Raw genomic sequence first — 17,008 nt, 5'->3', positions numbered from 1 at the left:
GTACTAATTAATTACATTTCTAGACATCATTTTTATATTAATTTATTAAGTTATACTTATATATATTTATCAGTTCAAATAAAACCAGTCAAAATAGTTAGTTGGTTATTTACTAATAATTTCAGGTCCATCAGGAGTCATTATCCACTGATTTTTAGTATAAACATTTGTAGATTTTTGAACCTCAAAACTATATGATTCGTCCTCAATAAATATATTTCCATTTTCATATAAATAAAATGCCGAATTATTAATTAAAACATTCTTGGGGACCACAATATTTTTAATATTTGAAAAATTAAATGCATGTGACCTAATCTCCTTTAAATTTCCATTTATAAGATTTAATGTATGAATACCTTTATTGTTCATAAATGAATTAGATTCAATGGTTGTCACATTACTATCTATTAAATATAATAGTGATTCCTTATTAATAGGATAAAACATAAGTTTAAGTTCATCATAAAATCTAGTATATAATATACCATCTTGACTATAAAAAGATGTATTTGATTCATCAACAACAATTTCTTTTAAGCTATCAGCAGATGAAAAGAACTTATTTTCAATTGAAATTACATGTTTGTGTATAAAAATCGATTCAATACCACTTCCACCACTACTTGAGATGAGATCATTTATATAATGCCCTTGGTAAATATTAGGTATAATAAGTTTTTTAGGCCCATCATCGACTAATTGTGCGAAATAATAATTACCAAAATCAGTAGAAATCATGCTATATTTTAAACCAGTATTGAATTCTTGTTCCCATAATGGATTTAACACATAGTTATTGTTAATTTCCTTATCAAAATCAAAAATAGCATTGGTTTTATCATATACCCACCCTATAAATTTATAGTTAAGTATTTCAACATTACCTGGATTAACTGCCGTTTTTCCTTCAATAATTTCTTGTGTCATAAAATTTGATTGATTAAAGGTCACAGTATAGATATTTAGTTTCCTATAAATGGCTTTTAGTTTTGTATCTTCGTTGATTTGGTTTGGAAAATCAAATCTTTTTAAAGTTTTGGTGTTTTCCCAATATAAAAATATGTAACCATCTTTAGTTGGTATAACAGGATCCGTAAGAATTGATTGAACATCTGTATATAAAACTTTATTTGAAGAATTATTATCTAAGTCTAATTCTAATTTATATTGTTTTAGATTATTTTCTTTGTCCATACAAGAAACTAATATTGCAGTAAACAGTATTGTTATTATTAGTATTAATATTTTTTTCATTGCTGTTATCCCCTAAATTTTGTTGTACCATATAAATTATATCATGACTACATAAAACAGAAATATGAACTTTTAAGTTTTATTTTTTTTTATTGATCATAACCTCTTGGATATGTTTATTCTTAACTTCATCTGTCATATTGGAACGCAAAATTAATAATTGTGAAAATTGTTTAATTTCCTCATTTGTAAAAACTTCTAAGTTATTTTTTATATGCATTTTTATATATTTATTTACGTTTTTTAATTGTACCTAATTGAATGAATCATCTTTGTTTACTTTTATTTTTGAATAATTTGAAAAAAAATTATTTGAACTAATTTATTCAAACTAATATTTAAATAGTTTTCAAGGGGATTTTAGATGAGCATAATTTTGTCTAAATGGATTATATAATTTATGCTTTAAAAATCGATTTAATACTTGAGTCCAGTATTGATCATTTTTTGAACCATATATATAACCTGAATAGTTTTTCATTTCAAAAACATAAATATCATGTTTAGAAATTACTACAACATCAACTTCTGTATGCTCAGTATTAATATTATCTAAATATAGATTCGTAAAAAAATAGTTGGTACCAAATGTTTTTATGATTTTTTTATATAGTTTGAATTCACCATAATTACCTTTATTAAAGTAAGTTTTAAAAAACCATTGCCTGATTTTTGTTTTATATTTTGTACTTTTTCATCATATTTCATGATATTTTATTCAATTTTTACAACAGTAAAATAAAACTCCTTTCAGCACTACCTTAACCGACTAGAAGCTACATATATATTTCGATTTGAGTCAAAATTTTTTTTGGAAGTAAAACTTCGATGTCTTGGCTGCATCTGCCTTAAAATTTTGTTCTATTAAATTAAAATCCGATATAAAATTAAATATATCAATCATATCAACAGCCCTTATAAATAAAGTATTTGAACATTCACTATTAATAATAAATCAAAACTTATAATTAATTTGTAGTAATAAATAACAAGCTGCTTAATCATCAGTAAAATGAATTCAAATATAAACCCAATTATCAATACTCTATATGTTCTTCTTAATTTTCTATAATTAACCTCATTGCTGTTATTTAAACAGGATATTATATAATATTATAGCATGTACTCTTATTATGTCTTTTTATATAATATTTATGTATGATATAAAGGCATTAATCGATTTTAATAAACAAATATAATGTATCATTAAATTAATACTTGGAGGTATAAAATGAAAAAAATAATAACTTTTAGTTATGTTTTGCTAATTATATATACGATTTATCATCTAGTATTTAAATACTCTAGTCTAAACTTATTATCTGATATTTTTTCAATGAATGTAGATCCACTTATACTTGCAGTATTTAATTTATTAGGTATGTTCCCACTTACCTTTTTACTATTTGCTATAACTACAAATAAACTCAATAAAGTTGATTTTATATTTTTATTTTTAGGATTTGTTTTAGGTGGATTTGCTGTTGCACCTTATTTTATTTATAAAAAAAACCCAAAATATAGAAATATTAGAGTGTTTAAATACACTTCATTCATTTTAATGTTTACTACTATAATAATCATTATATTTGGTCTTATATTGGGTAATTTTCAAGTCTACTTAAATGCATTTTTAAATGATTCGTTTATACATATTATGACCATTGATTTCATATTTATGATATTTATTAGTCCTTTAATATTAAAACCTGTTAGTAGATATTATTTATTAGGCTTTATGCCTATAGTTGGTATATATTTAAATTTAGCATTAAAAGATTATGATTTAAAAAAGGATAAAATGGAGGTTTAATAATTGAAAGATAATATAATAAAAGTCGTTTTACATGTAAGTAACATTGATCAAATAAATAGGATGCAAAATAATATTAACAATTTACTTAAAGAAGATGATAGTAATGTTATAAATATAGTTATTAATGGTGAAGCAGTTAGAAATTTTACTGTTGATAATAGTAACATTAAAATTAACACGAACGCTACATACTATTTATGTAATAACAGTTTAAATTCATATGGTATCGATATTAATAAAGTAATATCTGGTACTAAAATTACAGCAAGTGGTGTCTTTAAATTGGCATTACTACAAAATGAAGGATTTTTATATATTAAAGTATAGATTTAAAAAGCCACACACCTTTAGAATATAGGTATATGGCTATCTAATTTAATATTATTTACCGTGTCTACTTGACAAGGGGCTGTTCAAAATTGATGGTTTTATTTTTTATATACTTTTAATTAACAGATTTAAAGCTTCATCAATGCCCTTTAAATCTACTTGATTTTCAAGTTCTATTTTTTGAACAAGATTTGATGTAGTAATTAAACCGATGATTCTATCAACACTTGATCTAATTGCTTTAAGTTGCATAACAATTTCTTCACATGTTGCTTCATTTTCTATTAACTTTAATACACCATTCATCTGTCCTTGACTTCTTTTTAATCGATTAACGATACTGATATCACACTTCATAAACTAAATCTCCATTATAGGCACTCATGCCACCTAATACATTTGTTATTTTATAACCTTGCTGAGCTAAAAAATTAGATACCATCTGGCTTCTTGAACCACTTAAACATACTACATAATAGTGGTCATTTTTGTTTATTTTATGTAGATGTTTTCCAAATTCTGATATTGGCATATGAATCATATTTTTAATATGACCCATTGATAATTCATATGTTTCTCTAACATCTATTACTTTAACGTTTTCTTTTCTAACAAGTTGTTCTAATTCATGAGCAATAATTGATTGATACATTTATTTAACCTCCTTATACACTTTACTATATATACTATATGAGCCATCTAGGTTATAACAATTATAACCTAGTGGTCTTAAAGTTTGTTCTGCATTGTAACTTCTAGTTCCACTTTGACAATATAAGATTATCTTTTTATCTAAAGGTATTTCATTTATTCTTGATTTCAATTCATCAATAGCTATATTTATTGATCCAGGTATTTTTCCAAGTGCTAAAACCTCTTCTTTACTTCTTAGATCAACAAATAATGCTCCTTCGCTTTTAAGTCTTTCAACATCATACCATTGGTAAGTTTTAGAATGTCCTAAAATAATGTTTTGGCTAACATATCCTGCTAAATTAACTATGTCCTTAGCACTACCAAATGGTGGGGCATAAGTAAGTTCTAACTCTTGTAGATCACTTACCTTTAATCCTGATTTTATAGCGGTTGCTATAATATCGATTCTTTTATCAACACCCTTTTTGCCAACTGCTTGTGCACCAAGTATTTCTTCAGTATGAGGATCAAATATAACTTTTAAATTAATCGAGGTCGCACCTGGATAATATCCTGCATGATCATTTGCTAGAAGATGTATAACTTTATAGTTTCTATTTTCAAGTTGTTTTTCATTTAAACCAGTAGTTGCAAAGGTTTGATCAAATATTCTTACAATTGATGTTCCTAGTGTACCCTTATAAGTTACTTCTAAACCATTTAAAATATCAGCAAGTTGTCTACCTTGACGATTTGCAGGGCTTGCTAAAGGTATTAATGTATCTTCATTTGTTATATAGTTTTTTACAACAATTGCATCACCAACAGCATATATATCTTCTATTGAGGTTTCAAATTTATCATTTACTTCAATACCATTTTTATAACCTAGTTTTATACCTGCATCAAGTGCAAGATTTGATTCAGGCATAACTCCAATTGAACTAATTAGAAAATCTACATTTAACTCTAAGTCGTCTAAAATAAGTCTATTTTCTTTAACTTCAAGTAGCTCTTTAGAAGTATAAACACTGATACCATTTTTTTCCAACTCATCTTTTGCAAATTGACTCATTTCATAATCAAGTGGTGTTAATACCTGACTCGCTTTTTCAATAATTATGACATCAAGTCCAAGTTTTTTTAAATTTTCTGCTACTTCAAGTCCGATAAATCCAGCTCCGATGATAGCAACTTTTTTAGGGTTGTTTGTTTCAATAAAATTCATAATATAATCTAGATCCGGTATGTTTCTTAGTGTAAAATAAGGTATTTTATCTAAGCCTTTTACTTGAGGTATGATTGGTTTAGCTCCCGTTGAAATAATTAATTTATCGTATTTAAATTTATGTAATATACCATCATTTAAAACTTCTACTATTTTATTATCACTGTCAATTTTTACGACTTCATGATTTTGTTTAATGACCAAGTTAAATCTATTTATTAACATGGTATCTTTAGCGACTAATAATTTATCTTTACTATCTATTTCACCAGAAATATAATATGGTAACCCACAATTAGCAAATGAAACAAATGGTCCTTTCTCAAAAACAATCATCTCATCATTTTGGTTCAATCTACGATATCTAGTAGCAAAGCTCATGCCACCTGCTACGCCACCAATTACTATTATTTTTTTCAATTTAAAAACTCCTTTATCTTGTATAATATTTCATCATGCCGCCTTTAATATTTACAGCATCAACACCATTTTTCTTTAATATACCAACAGCTATTCTACTTCTCATTCCTGATTGACATGTCACAAAGACCTTCTTATCTGTTTTGTACTTTGATATTTGAGATAATGGTATGTTTTTTGATCCCTTATGATTGTATACATGATATTCATGAGGCTCTCTAACATCTATAACTAAGTCTGTATATTTAATATCTTTCCACTGAACTGATTTTGTAAAAAACATTATTTTCTCCTATTTAACTTCTTCTATCTTATTCAATGCTTGATTATAACACATACCCTTAGGGGTATGGTTGATTTATGCAACAATTAAAAGAAATTTAACAAATTAAAAAATACCTCCAAGTATTAACAGTAATAATATATATTTCTTTATATTATTTCCTGTGTCTACTTTAGAGGTATCATATCAATCAGTCTATTTAGTAACACATTTAAGTACATTAAATTATAGATATATAAATTATTGTGTGGTAACAATATACCTATCCATTATAGTGTGGTATACCACATAATTTTTTAAAGGGCCGTTTATTATAAGACTTAAAAAAATATTATAGTACATCATCATTTTTAAATATACTATTAAGAGTAGTAAATTATCCTCTTTAGAATATATAATTAGATTAATAATCGTCTAATTTCTTCTGCTGATTTATTAATTAAGTATCCTGGTGCAATATCTGCTATAGTTTTTGCACCCACTACACCCTCACTATTTAATCTGTAAGCAGCTCTTGCATATGCTAGTAACACACTTGCAGTAAAATCTGGATTTGAATCTAATTTTAATTTATACTCTATTATTTGATTATTTTCCTTATTTATACCTGTTTTACCATGTCTAATAACTAATCCACCATGTGGTAATCCACTATGATTAAGTTTCAATTCTTCTTCAGTTATAAAATTTACTTCGGTTTCATAAGGTTCAAAGTAATTTGGCATTTTCTTAATTTCATCTTCAATACGTAATAAATCTTCATTTTCATCAGCAACCACAAAACAAATTCTTTTATGCTTATCTTTAGTAGTTAATTGAGGCATTTTTCCGCTTTTAACAGCATCAACTGCACTAGTTTTAGGCACTGTATATTGAACTGCATTCTTAACACCTTTAACTCTTCTAATAGCATCTGAATGCCCTTGACTTACTCCATTACCCCAAAATGTGTATGTTTCACCAATAGGTAGTATTGCTTCTACAAGTATACGATTAATTGAAAACATTCCAGGATCCCAGCCACTAGCAACTATACTTACTTTATTTGAATTTAATGATGCAATATTCATACTATTAAAGTAATCATTGATTAATGCATGGTTATCATATCCATCTACTGTATTTACTAAGTTAGCAATAAATGGTCCTTGATGTGGTAGATCAGACATACTTCCTCCACATAAAATAGCTACATCAATTTGATCTTTAAATTTTTCAACATCATCTAGGTGATAAACTCGTGCAGTTTTTGTCAGTGGTACTAAAGATTTAGGATCTCTTCTTGTAAAAATTCCAAAAAGCTCCATATCTGAATTTTGTAAAATAGATGACTCTACACTTTTACCTAAATTACCATATCCTATAATTGCTATTTTTATTCTATTTTGCATATTTATATACCTTACTTTCTTAATACGTTTAATATACTGATAAATTCTTTATATTTTAAAGATATTCTTATTATACAAAAAAAAACACTACACTACATTTATAACACTTTAAAAGTATAATTCTAACATTGTTAGTATATATCAATTAAACTTTGTTTAATCTATTTATTGATATAATATTTATAGAGGTGTAATTATGATACGTTTAGGAACTTTTAATGATTTAAATCAAATAATGGGTGTAATTAAGCAAGCGCAATTAAGAATGAAAAATAGTGGTATGACTCAGTGGCAAAACAATTATCCAAACATTGACATAATCAAAGAAGATATCACACATAATCATTTATATGTGTACATTATGGATCAACAAGTCGTGGGTACTATGAGCGTTTTTTCGATAGATAGCGTTTATGATGATATTATTGGAAAGTGGCTAAATGACAACCCTTATAAAGCGATACATAGAATTGCCCTATCTAATGATTATGTCGGGTTAAACTTAACAAGTAAAATGATAGATTACGTTTTCCAATATTTTAATATTAGAGATATTCGAATAGATACACACCCCAAAAATTTACCAATGATTAAATCTTTAGAGCGTCAAGGTTTTATTAAATGTGGTGTGGTTCATGTTAAAACAGATATAGATTCATTAAGATATGCTTATCATAAACATATATAAAAAGACCATTGGATGTGTTATTAAATTAACACTAACCAATGGCCTTTTTATTTATCTTTTAGGAGAGTAAATATTAATATTATTTGAAACATCAATAACTTTATTTGTTAGATTAATTATTCCATAATCTGCAGCGAAATTAAACGAAATATATTCAAAGTCTTGCCAAATATCACTTGTTATAAGGATATCTTTATCTCTAATAAATTCAGATTGTTTGCCACTACCTGATTTGGACCATAAATTAATTTTAAGTTTATATTCGTCATTAAAACTTATAATTGATCCTTCAGGTAACATATCTTTAGTAAGTCTAGTACTCATAGTTACATAATATTTTCCAAAACGATCATCTGAAGTTATCTTTGGTTCTAGGCTTAAAGGATTCCAATAACCTAATTGATAATCTAGCTGAATTTTTTCATATTTTGTAGTATCAGGAATTCTTGATGTATAAGTTGAATTTAAAACTTTGAAAGGATTTTTAACAGCATTATAAGCAGCTTCAGCAAATACTTCTTTTTCTAGAATCGTGACACCTTTAGGTCGATAGCTAATATTATCAAGTGAAAAACCTGTTAATTTGTGAAACCATGTTAATGCAGCAGCATATCTACCTAAATCATAGGTTAAATGATATCCATCTCTAGTTAAATTATCGCCTAAGAAACTAGTTCTAGCATTTTGAATAGCAGTACCTGCGGGAATAATTCCATAGATTTCTTCATTTGGAATAATATGCGTATCAACTGCATTTACAATATCGTTATACATTTTCAATTGATTTCTATCATACCAAGAAAAGGCAGCTGCACTATATGTTGATTGATAAGCCCATGTAAGATGCCAATAGATTCTTATATTTTGATTATTAGTTGTAGTTCTTATATATTCAATTAACTTACTTAAATCTGGTTGATATGAATTTGATAAGCCACTATAGCCACTTGATTGTTGTATTGTAACTATATCCCAGTCTTCATCTAGTAAGGCATATTCAATTGATGTATCATTTTTATTTACCCAACCACCATTTACTTCTTTTCTATATATATAGGCATTTGGATTACTTTGAATGTTTTCAATATGATGACTTAACCTAGCACCTGCCATGTAAGCAATCCCTACAACAACCTCATTAATTCCATAGTCATTAGCGATTTCCCAAAAATACTCTAATGCATCATCACTAAAGCTATTTCCTATTGCTAGAACTTTTAATGATCTAGTATGATCTAATGGTATCTCAGTTCCTGTAGTTTTAGGGTTTATAGCATTTGGTGTAACTGCGTTTAAAATTATTTTACTATCTTCAAATTGAACAATATTGTAATTTACATTATTTATTTTCATAGTCAGGATAAATGAAGCTAATACTAAAGTTACTATAATTATTATTTTTTTCATAATTTCTCCAAGTTCTAGGTATTTTTTAATAACTCAAGATCTATTTGTCTAATATCAATATCCTTTTTAGAAGCATTAGATCCACCTGATACATAAGCACTTTCAAAAGTGTTTTTCATTAAGAAAGTTCTAGAAGTATTTGAAGTGGTTGCCGGTGCAAATATAATATAACCATCATCTGGAATAATTTCATCTAATACATTTCCAAGAAGACCTGCAAATAATCCACCACCTGTGGTGGCATTTTGAGTTGCATTAGTCCATTTTAAACCTGAAGTTTTAACGGTATTATTACCATCAACCTCTACAGCTGATCCCACACCCATGCGTAAATGTTTAACATTAAAACTTTTATCTACAATTAGTAAAACACCATTAGGGAAGAATACTTCTGATCCGTTTGAAAGATACCCTGTAGCTGTTTTGGCTTCTGTGTATTCTGTAATAAAATGTGTTTTACTCATTACTTGTATAACTTCTTTAGATCTAAATGATGCGCCAGAGGGTGTATGATTTAAAATTCCAGTTGCATTAAAACTAATAAGTACTTGATTTTGCCCTATTTTTAAAGTATCAAATGTTTCTTTATGAGGTTCTTCCGGATCAATCGGATCTGGGTTGTTTGAATATTTTTCATATTCTACTTTATTTGAAATATCTGATATAGCCCACTCAAATTGATTAACTGGCACTGCACTTAAATAGATACTATATGGTCCACTACCTTCTGCTTTACCAGTTAAATTAAGATTTTCTAATGTAATAAATTCACCTTCTGCATACATATAAAAGACTTCATCAACAAATATCATGTAATTTTTTACTCTAGTGTCTAATTGCCAGGAGATTTGCTCTTCATTTATAGTAATAACAGGTGCAGGTAGTTTTTCTGCATTAATTTCAAACCTTTCAATTATTTCAAAGTTTACATTGATTGGGTCTAAATATGTACTTAATTCACCACGCCATGCTTCTAATGTAAAATCATTATTTAGATTTTTCTTAATGTAGAAGTGTGCTAGAAAATCTCTTGCGCCTATATCAGTTAACAATGTTTTTTCTGGAGTTGCAACATTTACTTTGTTGCCATTTTTCCCAATTAACAACATATCTCCTTCATATAATGAGGACATAAAACTTGGAATTTGCTGAGTGTTTGTATTATATTCTTTATTTTCATACCATCCATCAAGTAGATTCCATGTTTTAAGTGGCGAGATAGAGTTAATCATTTTTGTATTTCCATTTGATTCAAGTAGAATGATTGTACTAAATAATTCTGTTACTTCAAGTTCAAATTCCGGATCAAGTAATGAAACTGCATCTGTTATTAAAAATAAGTAGGGTGAAGCAGCAAATCCTTTTTTGCTTGATGTATAATTTTCTCCTCTTCTAGCAAAATAATTCCATGCAGAGGTTCTAATTATATCAACCATATATCCATCGATTTCAAATGTTTCAACTTCACCAAGAAAAACCTCAATTGTATTTGATGATAAAGAATCCCTATAAAAATCATTTCCGATCGCTTTAATATATATATCAGAAGTCCCATAATAAAATGAACCAAATAAATTTAAATCAAGTTCTGTAGATGTTGTATGATGTATTACTTTTTCATTTCCAAGTACATTTAAAATAACTTCATAAGATGTTGCATTTTCTATGCTATTCCATTTTAATATATTCTCATTTACAGATATAACTGGTTTTTCTAAATCTAAAATATTTATTTTTTTATAATTTAAACTGTTAGATTTTAAAGAAGATGCCCATTTATATATATCATTTGATACTGCAATAACTTCAATTGAATAACCTGCATCTTCAGATGGTGTTAATTCTAAATCTAATTTATCAAGTTCAACAGATGTTTGAGATGTTCTTAAAACCTCTTTTTGATCAACTAAAATAATATATTCTTTGGCGTTTATAACAGGTTTAAAGCTTAATATATGTCTTTCTATATTAATTTGTGGTGCCGTTAATCTTTCCGGTAAAGGTAAATAGTTTTTTGTGATCTCTACATTAATTTTTATATCTCTAATATCAACGTTTCTTTTTTCATATTCAATTGCTCCAGTAATATAAGTACTGTCAAAAATAGTATTCGTTAGTAGTCTTCTTCCTAACTCTTGTCCGACAGTTCCAACAAATATAATAAAACCATCATCTGGTATAAACTCGTCTAATCTTGGAACAAAGTCTTTGAACATACCACCGCCATTTACACCATCCAGTGCTACCTTCCAAGATAGATCATCACCTGTTCTCATTTCATTTAAACTATTAATTTCAGCAGTTTTACCAATAGCTAATCTAACATGTTTAATATTGGATGCCATATCAACTACTATAATGACGCCATTAGGAAAATAAGGAATACTGTTATTATTTATATGATTTGATTTATGTCTATTAAACTCTTCGATAAAAAAGGATTTTGACATAACTTGAATCATATCTTTACTTCTAAATTTAGTACCAGATGCTTGGTATGATAAAGCATCAACTTCATTAAAACTATGGGCTGTAACTTTATTATTTAAATATAGTTTCGCTTCATCTATACTAAAACTTTCAGCGACTATCACTTTTCTTTTTATTAAAGAAGTATTTAATGATTCATCTGTTGCAGAAATAGTAATTGTATATTGTCCAGAAATATCTTTATTGTAACCACCAAAATCAGATACTATTAACTTTATATCCTCACTTTTACTATAATTATCTGTTACAATAATATCTTTAAGTAGATCTTCATAAACATGTTGCAGGTGTTCAATTGGAATTAAAAAACCATCTACTGCATCAACAAATATTGGAGCATTATTATCAACAATATTCGGTTCTTTATCATCTGGATTGAGATCGGTAGGTGGTTTTTGACTATCATCTTTTGGTGTACAAGCTACTAATATAAGTGAAAATATTGTTATCAAAAATAATGATACGATTAATTTCTTCATTGAAAGCCCCTTTATATATGTTAAATTTTAATAATTATTTCATATTCATTATATTTATATTTACTTATATAGTCAAGTGAAAACCCTTACTTGTCTATACTTTATTAAATGAATTAAATTCTATATTATTTTCGAATCAATTAATCATGTACTCACATATATTATAGGGAAAATATAAAGAGTAGATTAAATGAACATAATTAATAAATATTATACGCTCATTAACGCTATAAAAATACTTAAACTAAGCTTTGGAACATAGCAAATCAAAGATGGTGATGAATCACTTAAAATATACAATATCTTTATTGAAGTTTATTCTCCACATGGAACAGCATGTCTACTTGACAATCCAACAATAAATGAGAAATAAATAAAGTATTTCAACTTCTTAAAATATGTGTTTGTTACTGTTTAGAAAAAGGTAGTGCTCTATTACAAAAATAAACATATAAGAATAGAATCATGATGAATAAGGAAGTTGATTTTAATCTATCTAGCGAAGATATATTGATTCTAGACAATAATAAAATAAAATTTAAATATTCTTTATTAAAAAAACTGTAGAAAATAATATCTACAGTTTATTAATTATCTTTAAATTGAACGGATGAAATAATAATCATCCCCGTCCATATATTCAGTTTTAATAAATTTGTGCTTTAAATAAAATTTTTCAGCTTCAATATTATCTTTGTGTACACCTAATACTACAGGACGTTCACCAAATTCATTATAGACTCTTGAAATTACTTCTTCTAATACATAAGAACCTATGCCATAACCTCTATAATTTTTATTAATAATAAAATCCATTATTCGGTAAAACGGTATATTATATAATTGTTTTGGATCAGTTTCCCAGTGGATACCTTCTACAATTAATAAAACACCTACAAGATCGCTTTTATACTTGATAATGAATGTGTGTCCTTTTAAATTATTTTCCAAACTGTAATCTGTAAATTCTTTAATTGAGTCCAAGGAGTCTACAAAATTTTCACTGACGTCTGATCTTTCTAACATCTTTATTTGTTCGGAGTTAAGCACATTAATATAATCTATAATAATATTGTTAAAATTCATTATAATCTCCATTAATATTATTTTAATTTGGTTTATACTCATTATAGCAAAACTTTTATAAATACTATCAATATGTATCTAAGTATGAACTGATGCACATGATACAAAGGCAAAGTGATTTTTGTATTGATATCCTAATGTCTTTTATCATATTAAAAGAAAAAATCCTTAATTCATTGCAGTTGCGCAAGGAATCAAGGATTTATCATATAATCTTATTCTTCTGTCGACAAAATCTTAAGTAATTTTCTTGTAATATTACTGTAACGATTCCAGATAAAGTACTGTGTCATCACATCATGCTCATCATATTCAACAACTAGAAAATTACATGTATAACCATCATTTTCTCCATATTTATAATCATCGATCATTTTGGATTCTTCACTGTCAAAGATAAAAATATCATAGCGATTTATAAGTTCTTTCCATGTGTTATAAATCGTACCTTCTGTGACATCAATTAAGTCCATATGCTCATGATTATATGCGCTATGTTGCTTAAATCTATCTCCACGAATTTCATTAAGGTCTAAGATACTTGCAAGCCTCGAATTAAATCTTTCTTTTAACTGTTTTCTTATTTCTTTTTTAGTAGGCATGAATATTTATCAAACTCAATACTGTAATCATAGCTTGAGTATGCTCCTTTTCAAATAGATGATAATGTTGAAATTGATACCACTAGTTTTAATTTAGGTTTTTAAAGAAAGTAAGGTAATTGTTTCCATATGCGTTGAAAAAACCATATTGCTTGCAAAATCAACCCTGTGTGTATTGAAGTAACATCAAAAACGACTAAAATATGTTTCCCCTTACATGGTTAGACAGGTGGTTAAAATACCAAAGCAACATATTTTTTGGATTTTACTTTGAAATTATCTTGTCGGAAACACCATCATTGATCTTTTAACCCCAAGAATATTCAATTGGGTTTAAATCCCCTTTACTCGACTGTCTAAGGTACAGAGGTTTAATACAATTTTAGCACCCCTACTTTATAATCGTGTATATATTATAGCACCCTAGTGTCATATCGTGTAGATTTTTAGTACCCCTAATTAATGGCTTAATGAAGCTGTTTTTATTAGAGACTTGTTAAAAAACATAACCGTAAATTGAATAAACACTAATAAGTTAGTATAATTTAAGTTAATTATTTATTTTATAGTTATATTTGAGTACCCTCATTGCATTTAGTACTGCTAATAATGATACTCCTACATCAGCAATCACGGCTTCCCACATAGTTGCAATTCCGATAGCTCCTAAGGCTAAAAACAGGAATTTAACTCCTAATGCGAAGTATATATTTTGCCAAACAATCTTTCTGGTTCTCTTTGCCACAAAGACCGCAGTACCTATCTTAGAAGGTTCATCATTCATAATCACAACATCAGCTACATCGATGGCTGCATCGGCACCGAGTCCACCCATAGCAATTCCAATATCAGCTCTCGCTAATACTGGTGTATCGTTGATACCATCACCTGCAAAGAACAGCTTCCCTCTGCTCGATTTTTGGAGTAATAACTTCTCTACAATATTGAGCTTATCTTCAGGCAACAATTCGCTATGAATTTCATCGATATCTAACTCTTGTCCAACTGTATCAGCAACTAATTTCTTGTCACCAGTTAGCATGACAGTTTTTTTAATGCCTAATGATTTCAACATTTTGATAGCTGCTTTTGAGTCTTTCTTTATCTGATCTGAGACAACAATATTTCCAACATATTTTCCATTGATAGCGATGTATATAATTGAACCCAACGAAACAGATTCCTTGAATTCAACACCTTCTCTTTTCATCAATCTAGCATTCCCGATTGCAATGATATCATTTTGATAAGTTGCTTTTACACCGTGTCCAGATATTTCTTCAACATCAGTTATTAAACTTTGATCTATTTCTTTATTGTATTTATTGACGACTGAGACAGCGATAGGATGATTAGAAAAACTTTCCACATAAGCTGCTTTTTCGAGCAACTCTACTTGTGTTGCACCATTAGCTGTATTGATTTCAGTCACTGTAAACGTTCCCTCAGTCAATGTGCCAGTCTTATCAAAAACTGCAATCTCAATGTTATTTAATGCTTCTAGGTAGTTTCCACCTTTAACTAAGATACCATTTCTTGATGCAGCTCCAATACCACCAAAGAAACCAAGCGGAATCGATACAACGAGTGCACATGGACACGAAATAACTAAGAATATAAGTGCTCTGTAGATCCATTCCTCAAAAGTTGCACCTTGTATAACGAGTGGTGGTATTACCGCAATCAAAACAGCCAACGAAGTGACAATTGGAGTATATACTCGTGCAAATTTAGTGATAAAATTCTCGGTTGGTGCTTTTTTGCTGGTTGCATTTTCAACCATTTCAAGTACCTTAGAAACAGTTGATTCGCTTGCGAGTTTGGTAACTTTAACGGTCAATAAACCATTGATATTAATACAACCAGAGAGTACCATCTCACCTTTTGTAACATTTACAGGCACAGATTCTCCTGTTAGAATTTTTGTGTCAATTGTGGAAGCTCCTGACAACACTTCACCATCAAGCGGAATTCTTTCGCCTGGTTTAATGATCATTATCTCTCCAGTTTGAACGTCTTCAACACGCATTTCCACAGAAGTGTTGCCTTTTTTAATCGTTGCGACATCAGGTCTGATTGACATCAATTTTTTTATGGATCTTCTGGATCGATTGACTGCTACGTCTTGGAAAAATTCACCGACCTGATAAAAAATCATAACTGCAACTGCTTCAGGATGCTCTCCAATAGCAAATGCACCCATAGTTGCTATCGTCATTAAGAAGTTTTCATCGAACACCTTACCTCGATATATGTTATTGACTGCCTTCAGTACAACTTCTCCACCGATGATGAAATAACTTAGTATAAGTAATACATAACGAAAAACCGTTCCTTCAGCAATCAATAATCCTCCAATAAATAGTAAGATACCTATACCGAAGATGATTAAATCTTTCGTCATTGATGATTCTTCATCCACGTGATCTTCATTCTTCACATTTGATTGTGCTATCGTTACGCCAGGTTCAATTTTATCAATAATTTTTTGAACCTTTTCTTCTATACGTTTTTGATCTAGCGAATTTTTGAATTGAAGTGTCAGTTTTTTTGCTATAAAATCAACGTTGGCACCTAAAATTCCTTCGGTTTTGTTTAATTTTTCTTCAATCTTAGCCGCACAATTTGCACAGTCTAAACCATCTATTGCATAAATGACATTTGGGGTTAGTTCACATACCTCGACATCACCCTCTTCATCTTTCACAATTTTTTTAATCGTGTCAAATAGTCTTGCAGTATCAGTTGAATCCGCAACTTGTACCTTGATTTCTTTTGTAACAAAGTTTAAATAACCTTCCTCAACTCCGTTTAACTTCTTTATCTTTTGTTCAATCTTATCTGCACAACTCGCACAGCTAATTTCTGATAAACTATATTTAATCTCTTTCATGT

General features: G+C 28.3%; 15 protein-coding genes. 3 read left to right on the top strand and 12 right to left on the bottom strand.

What is annotated here, in order from left to right; genetic code table 11:
- Positions 1-105: 105 nt before the first annotated feature.
- Together G324_RS0102110 and G324_RS08175 are read right to left on the bottom strand one after the other, a co-directional pair.
- Positions 106-1,257 carry a leucine-rich repeat protein gene (locus G324_RS0102110; protein WP_025724753.1) on the bottom strand — a complete coding sequence of 384 codons (1,152 nt, stop codon included), beginning with the start codon at positions 1,255-1,257 and terminating at the stop codon, positions 106-108.
- Positions 1,258-1,606: 349 nt separating this feature from the next.
- Entirely contained in the window at positions 1,607-1,927 is a 321-nt protein-coding gene (locus tag G324_RS08175) for a nuclease-related domain-containing protein (protein ID WP_162146843.1), read from the bottom strand.
- 561 nt (positions 1,928-2,488) lie between these two features.
- Between G324_RS08175 and G324_RS0102100 the strand changes: the two genes are divergently transcribed.
- Both G324_RS0102100 and G324_RS0102095 read left to right on the top strand, forming a co-directional pair.
- Positions 2,489-3,070 carry a hypothetical protein gene (locus G324_RS0102100; protein WP_025724751.1) on the top strand — a complete coding sequence of 194 codons (582 nt, stop codon included), beginning with the start codon at positions 2,489-2,491 and terminating at the stop codon, positions 3,068-3,070.
- Positions 3,071-3,073: 3 nt separating this feature from the next.
- Positions 3,074-3,400 carry a DsrE family protein gene (locus tag G324_RS0102095; RefSeq protein ID WP_025724750.1) on the top strand — a complete coding sequence of 109 codons (327 nt, stop codon included), beginning with the start codon at positions 3,074-3,076 and terminating at the stop codon, positions 3,398-3,400.
- Positions 3,401-3,508: 108 nt separating this feature from the next.
- Here the strand turns inward: G324_RS0102095 and G324_RS0102090 are convergent, their stop codons facing one another.
- From G324_RS0102090 to G324_RS0102070, 5 genes are all read right to left on the bottom strand, one after another.
- Positions 3,509-3,760: a metal-sensing transcriptional repressor gene (locus tag G324_RS0102090; RefSeq protein WP_025724749.1), complete on the bottom strand. Its 252-nt coding sequence runs from the start codon at positions 3,758-3,760 to the stop codon at positions 3,509-3,511.
- Positions 3,750-4,055, bottom strand: a complete 306-nt coding sequence (locus G324_RS0102085; protein WP_162146820.1) for a rhodanese-like domain-containing protein — start codon at positions 4,053-4,055, stop codon at positions 3,750-3,752. The genes G324_RS0102090 and G324_RS0102085 overlap by 11 nt, the downstream gene beginning before the upstream one ends.
- Complete coding sequence (locus G324_RS0102080; protein ID WP_025724747.1) at positions 4,056-5,687, bottom strand: FAD-dependent oxidoreductase; 1,632 nt, start codon at positions 5,685-5,687, stop codon at positions 4,056-4,058. It lies immediately after the preceding gene.
- 13 nt (positions 5,688-5,700) lie between these two features.
- Positions 5,701-5,970 (bottom strand): rhodanese-like domain-containing protein, encoded by a 270-nt coding sequence (locus G324_RS0102075; RefSeq protein ID WP_035357143.1) that lies wholly within the window; start codon positions 5,968-5,970, stop codon positions 5,701-5,703.
- A gap of 398 nt (positions 5,971-6,368) precedes the next feature.
- A complete protein-coding gene (locus G324_RS0102070) occupies positions 6,369-7,361 on the bottom strand; it encodes a diaminopimelate dehydrogenase (protein ID WP_025724745.1) in 993 nt (330 codons plus the stop codon).
- A 196-nt stretch (positions 7,362-7,557) separates the two neighbouring features.
- On the opposite strand from G324_RS0102070, the gene G324_RS0102065 reads away from it, so the two are divergent.
- A complete protein-coding gene (locus tag G324_RS0102065) occupies positions 7,558-8,049 on the top strand; it encodes a GNAT family N-acetyltransferase (protein WP_025724744.1) in 492 nt (163 codons plus the stop codon).
- A gap of 51 nt (positions 8,050-8,100) precedes the next feature.
- On the opposite strand, the gene G324_RS07610 is transcribed toward G324_RS0102065, so the two are convergent.
- The 5 genes from G324_RS07610 to G324_RS0102040 form a co-directional block, all read right to left on the bottom strand.
- Positions 8,101-9,456, bottom strand: coding sequence for a DUF4886 domain-containing protein (locus tag G324_RS07610; RefSeq protein WP_025724743.1), 1,356 nt, complete (start codon positions 9,454-9,456; stop codon positions 8,101-8,103).
- A gap of 14 nt (positions 9,457-9,470) precedes the next feature.
- Complete coding sequence (locus G324_RS0102055; protein ID WP_025724742.1) at positions 9,471-12,425, bottom strand: hypothetical protein; 2,955 nt, start codon at positions 12,423-12,425, stop codon at positions 9,471-9,473.
- Between the two features lie 597 nt (positions 12,426-13,022).
- The gene (locus G324_RS0102050; RefSeq protein WP_025724741.1) at positions 13,023-13,511 is read right to left on the bottom strand and encodes a GNAT family N-acetyltransferase; all 489 of its coding nucleotides are present in this window, start codon (positions 13,509-13,511) and stop codon (positions 13,023-13,025) included.
- Between the two features lie 215 nt (positions 13,512-13,726).
- A complete protein-coding gene (locus G324_RS0102045) occupies positions 13,727-14,113 on the bottom strand; it encodes a hypothetical protein (protein ID WP_025724740.1) in 387 nt (128 codons plus the stop codon).
- A 550-nt stretch (positions 14,114-14,663) separates the two neighbouring features.
- A complete protein-coding gene (locus tag G324_RS0102040; RefSeq protein ID WP_025724739.1) occupies positions 14,664-17,006 on the bottom strand; it encodes a heavy metal translocating P-type ATPase in 2,343 nt (780 codons plus the stop codon).
- Positions 17,007-17,008: the final 2 nt, after the last annotated feature.

Source organism: Acholeplasma granularum ATCC 19168, from assembly GCF_000526235.1.
Classification (GTDB): Bacteria; Bacillota_I; Bacilli_A; order Acholeplasmatales; family Acholeplasmataceae; genus Acholeplasma; species Acholeplasma granularum.
Note: the sequence above shows the minus strand (reverse complement) of the source record. Positions and strands in the feature narration are given on the sequence as shown.

Coding starts and splice junctions, on each gene's coding strand:
- G324_RS0102110 (WP_025724753.1), bottom strand. CDS start 1,257: ATGAAAAAAATATTAATACTAATAATAACAATACTGTTTACTGCAATA.
- G324_RS0102100 (WP_025724751.1), top strand. CDS start 2,489: ATGAAAAAAATAATAACTTTTAGTTATGTTTTGCTAATTATATATACG.
- G324_RS0102090 (WP_025724749.1), bottom strand. CDS start 3,760: ATGAAGTGTGATATCAGTATCGTTAATCGATTAAAAAGAAGTCAAGGA.
- G324_RS0102085 (WP_162146820.1), bottom strand. CDS start 4,055: ATGTATCAATCAATTATTGCTCATGAATTAGAACAACTTGTTAGAAAA.
- G324_RS0102075 (WP_035357143.1), bottom strand. CDS start 5,970: ATGTTTTTTACAAAATCAGTTCAGTGGAAAGATATTAAATATACAGAC.
- G324_RS0102070 (WP_025724745.1), bottom strand. CDS start 7,361: ATGCAAAATAGAATAAAAATAGCAATTATAGGATATGGTAATTTAGGT.
- G324_RS0102065 (WP_025724744.1), top strand. CDS start 7,558: ATGATACGTTTAGGAACTTTTAATGATTTAAATCAAATAATGGGTGTA.
- G324_RS07610 (WP_025724743.1), bottom strand. CDS start 9,456: ATGAAAAAAATAATAATTATAGTAACTTTAGTATTAGCTTCATTTATC.
- G324_RS0102055 (WP_025724742.1), bottom strand. CDS start 12,425: ATGAAGAAATTAATCGTATCATTATTTTTGATAACAATATTTTCACTT.
- G324_RS0102050 (WP_025724741.1), bottom strand. CDS start 13,511: ATGAATTTTAACAATATTATTATAGATTATATTAATGTGCTTAACTCC.
- G324_RS0102045 (WP_025724740.1), bottom strand. CDS start 14,113: ATGCCTACTAAAAAAGAAATAAGAAAACAGTTAAAAGAAAGATTTAAT.
- G324_RS0102040 (WP_025724739.1), bottom strand. CDS start 17,006: ATGAAAGAGATTAAATATAGTTTATCAGAAATTAGCTGTGCGAGTTGT.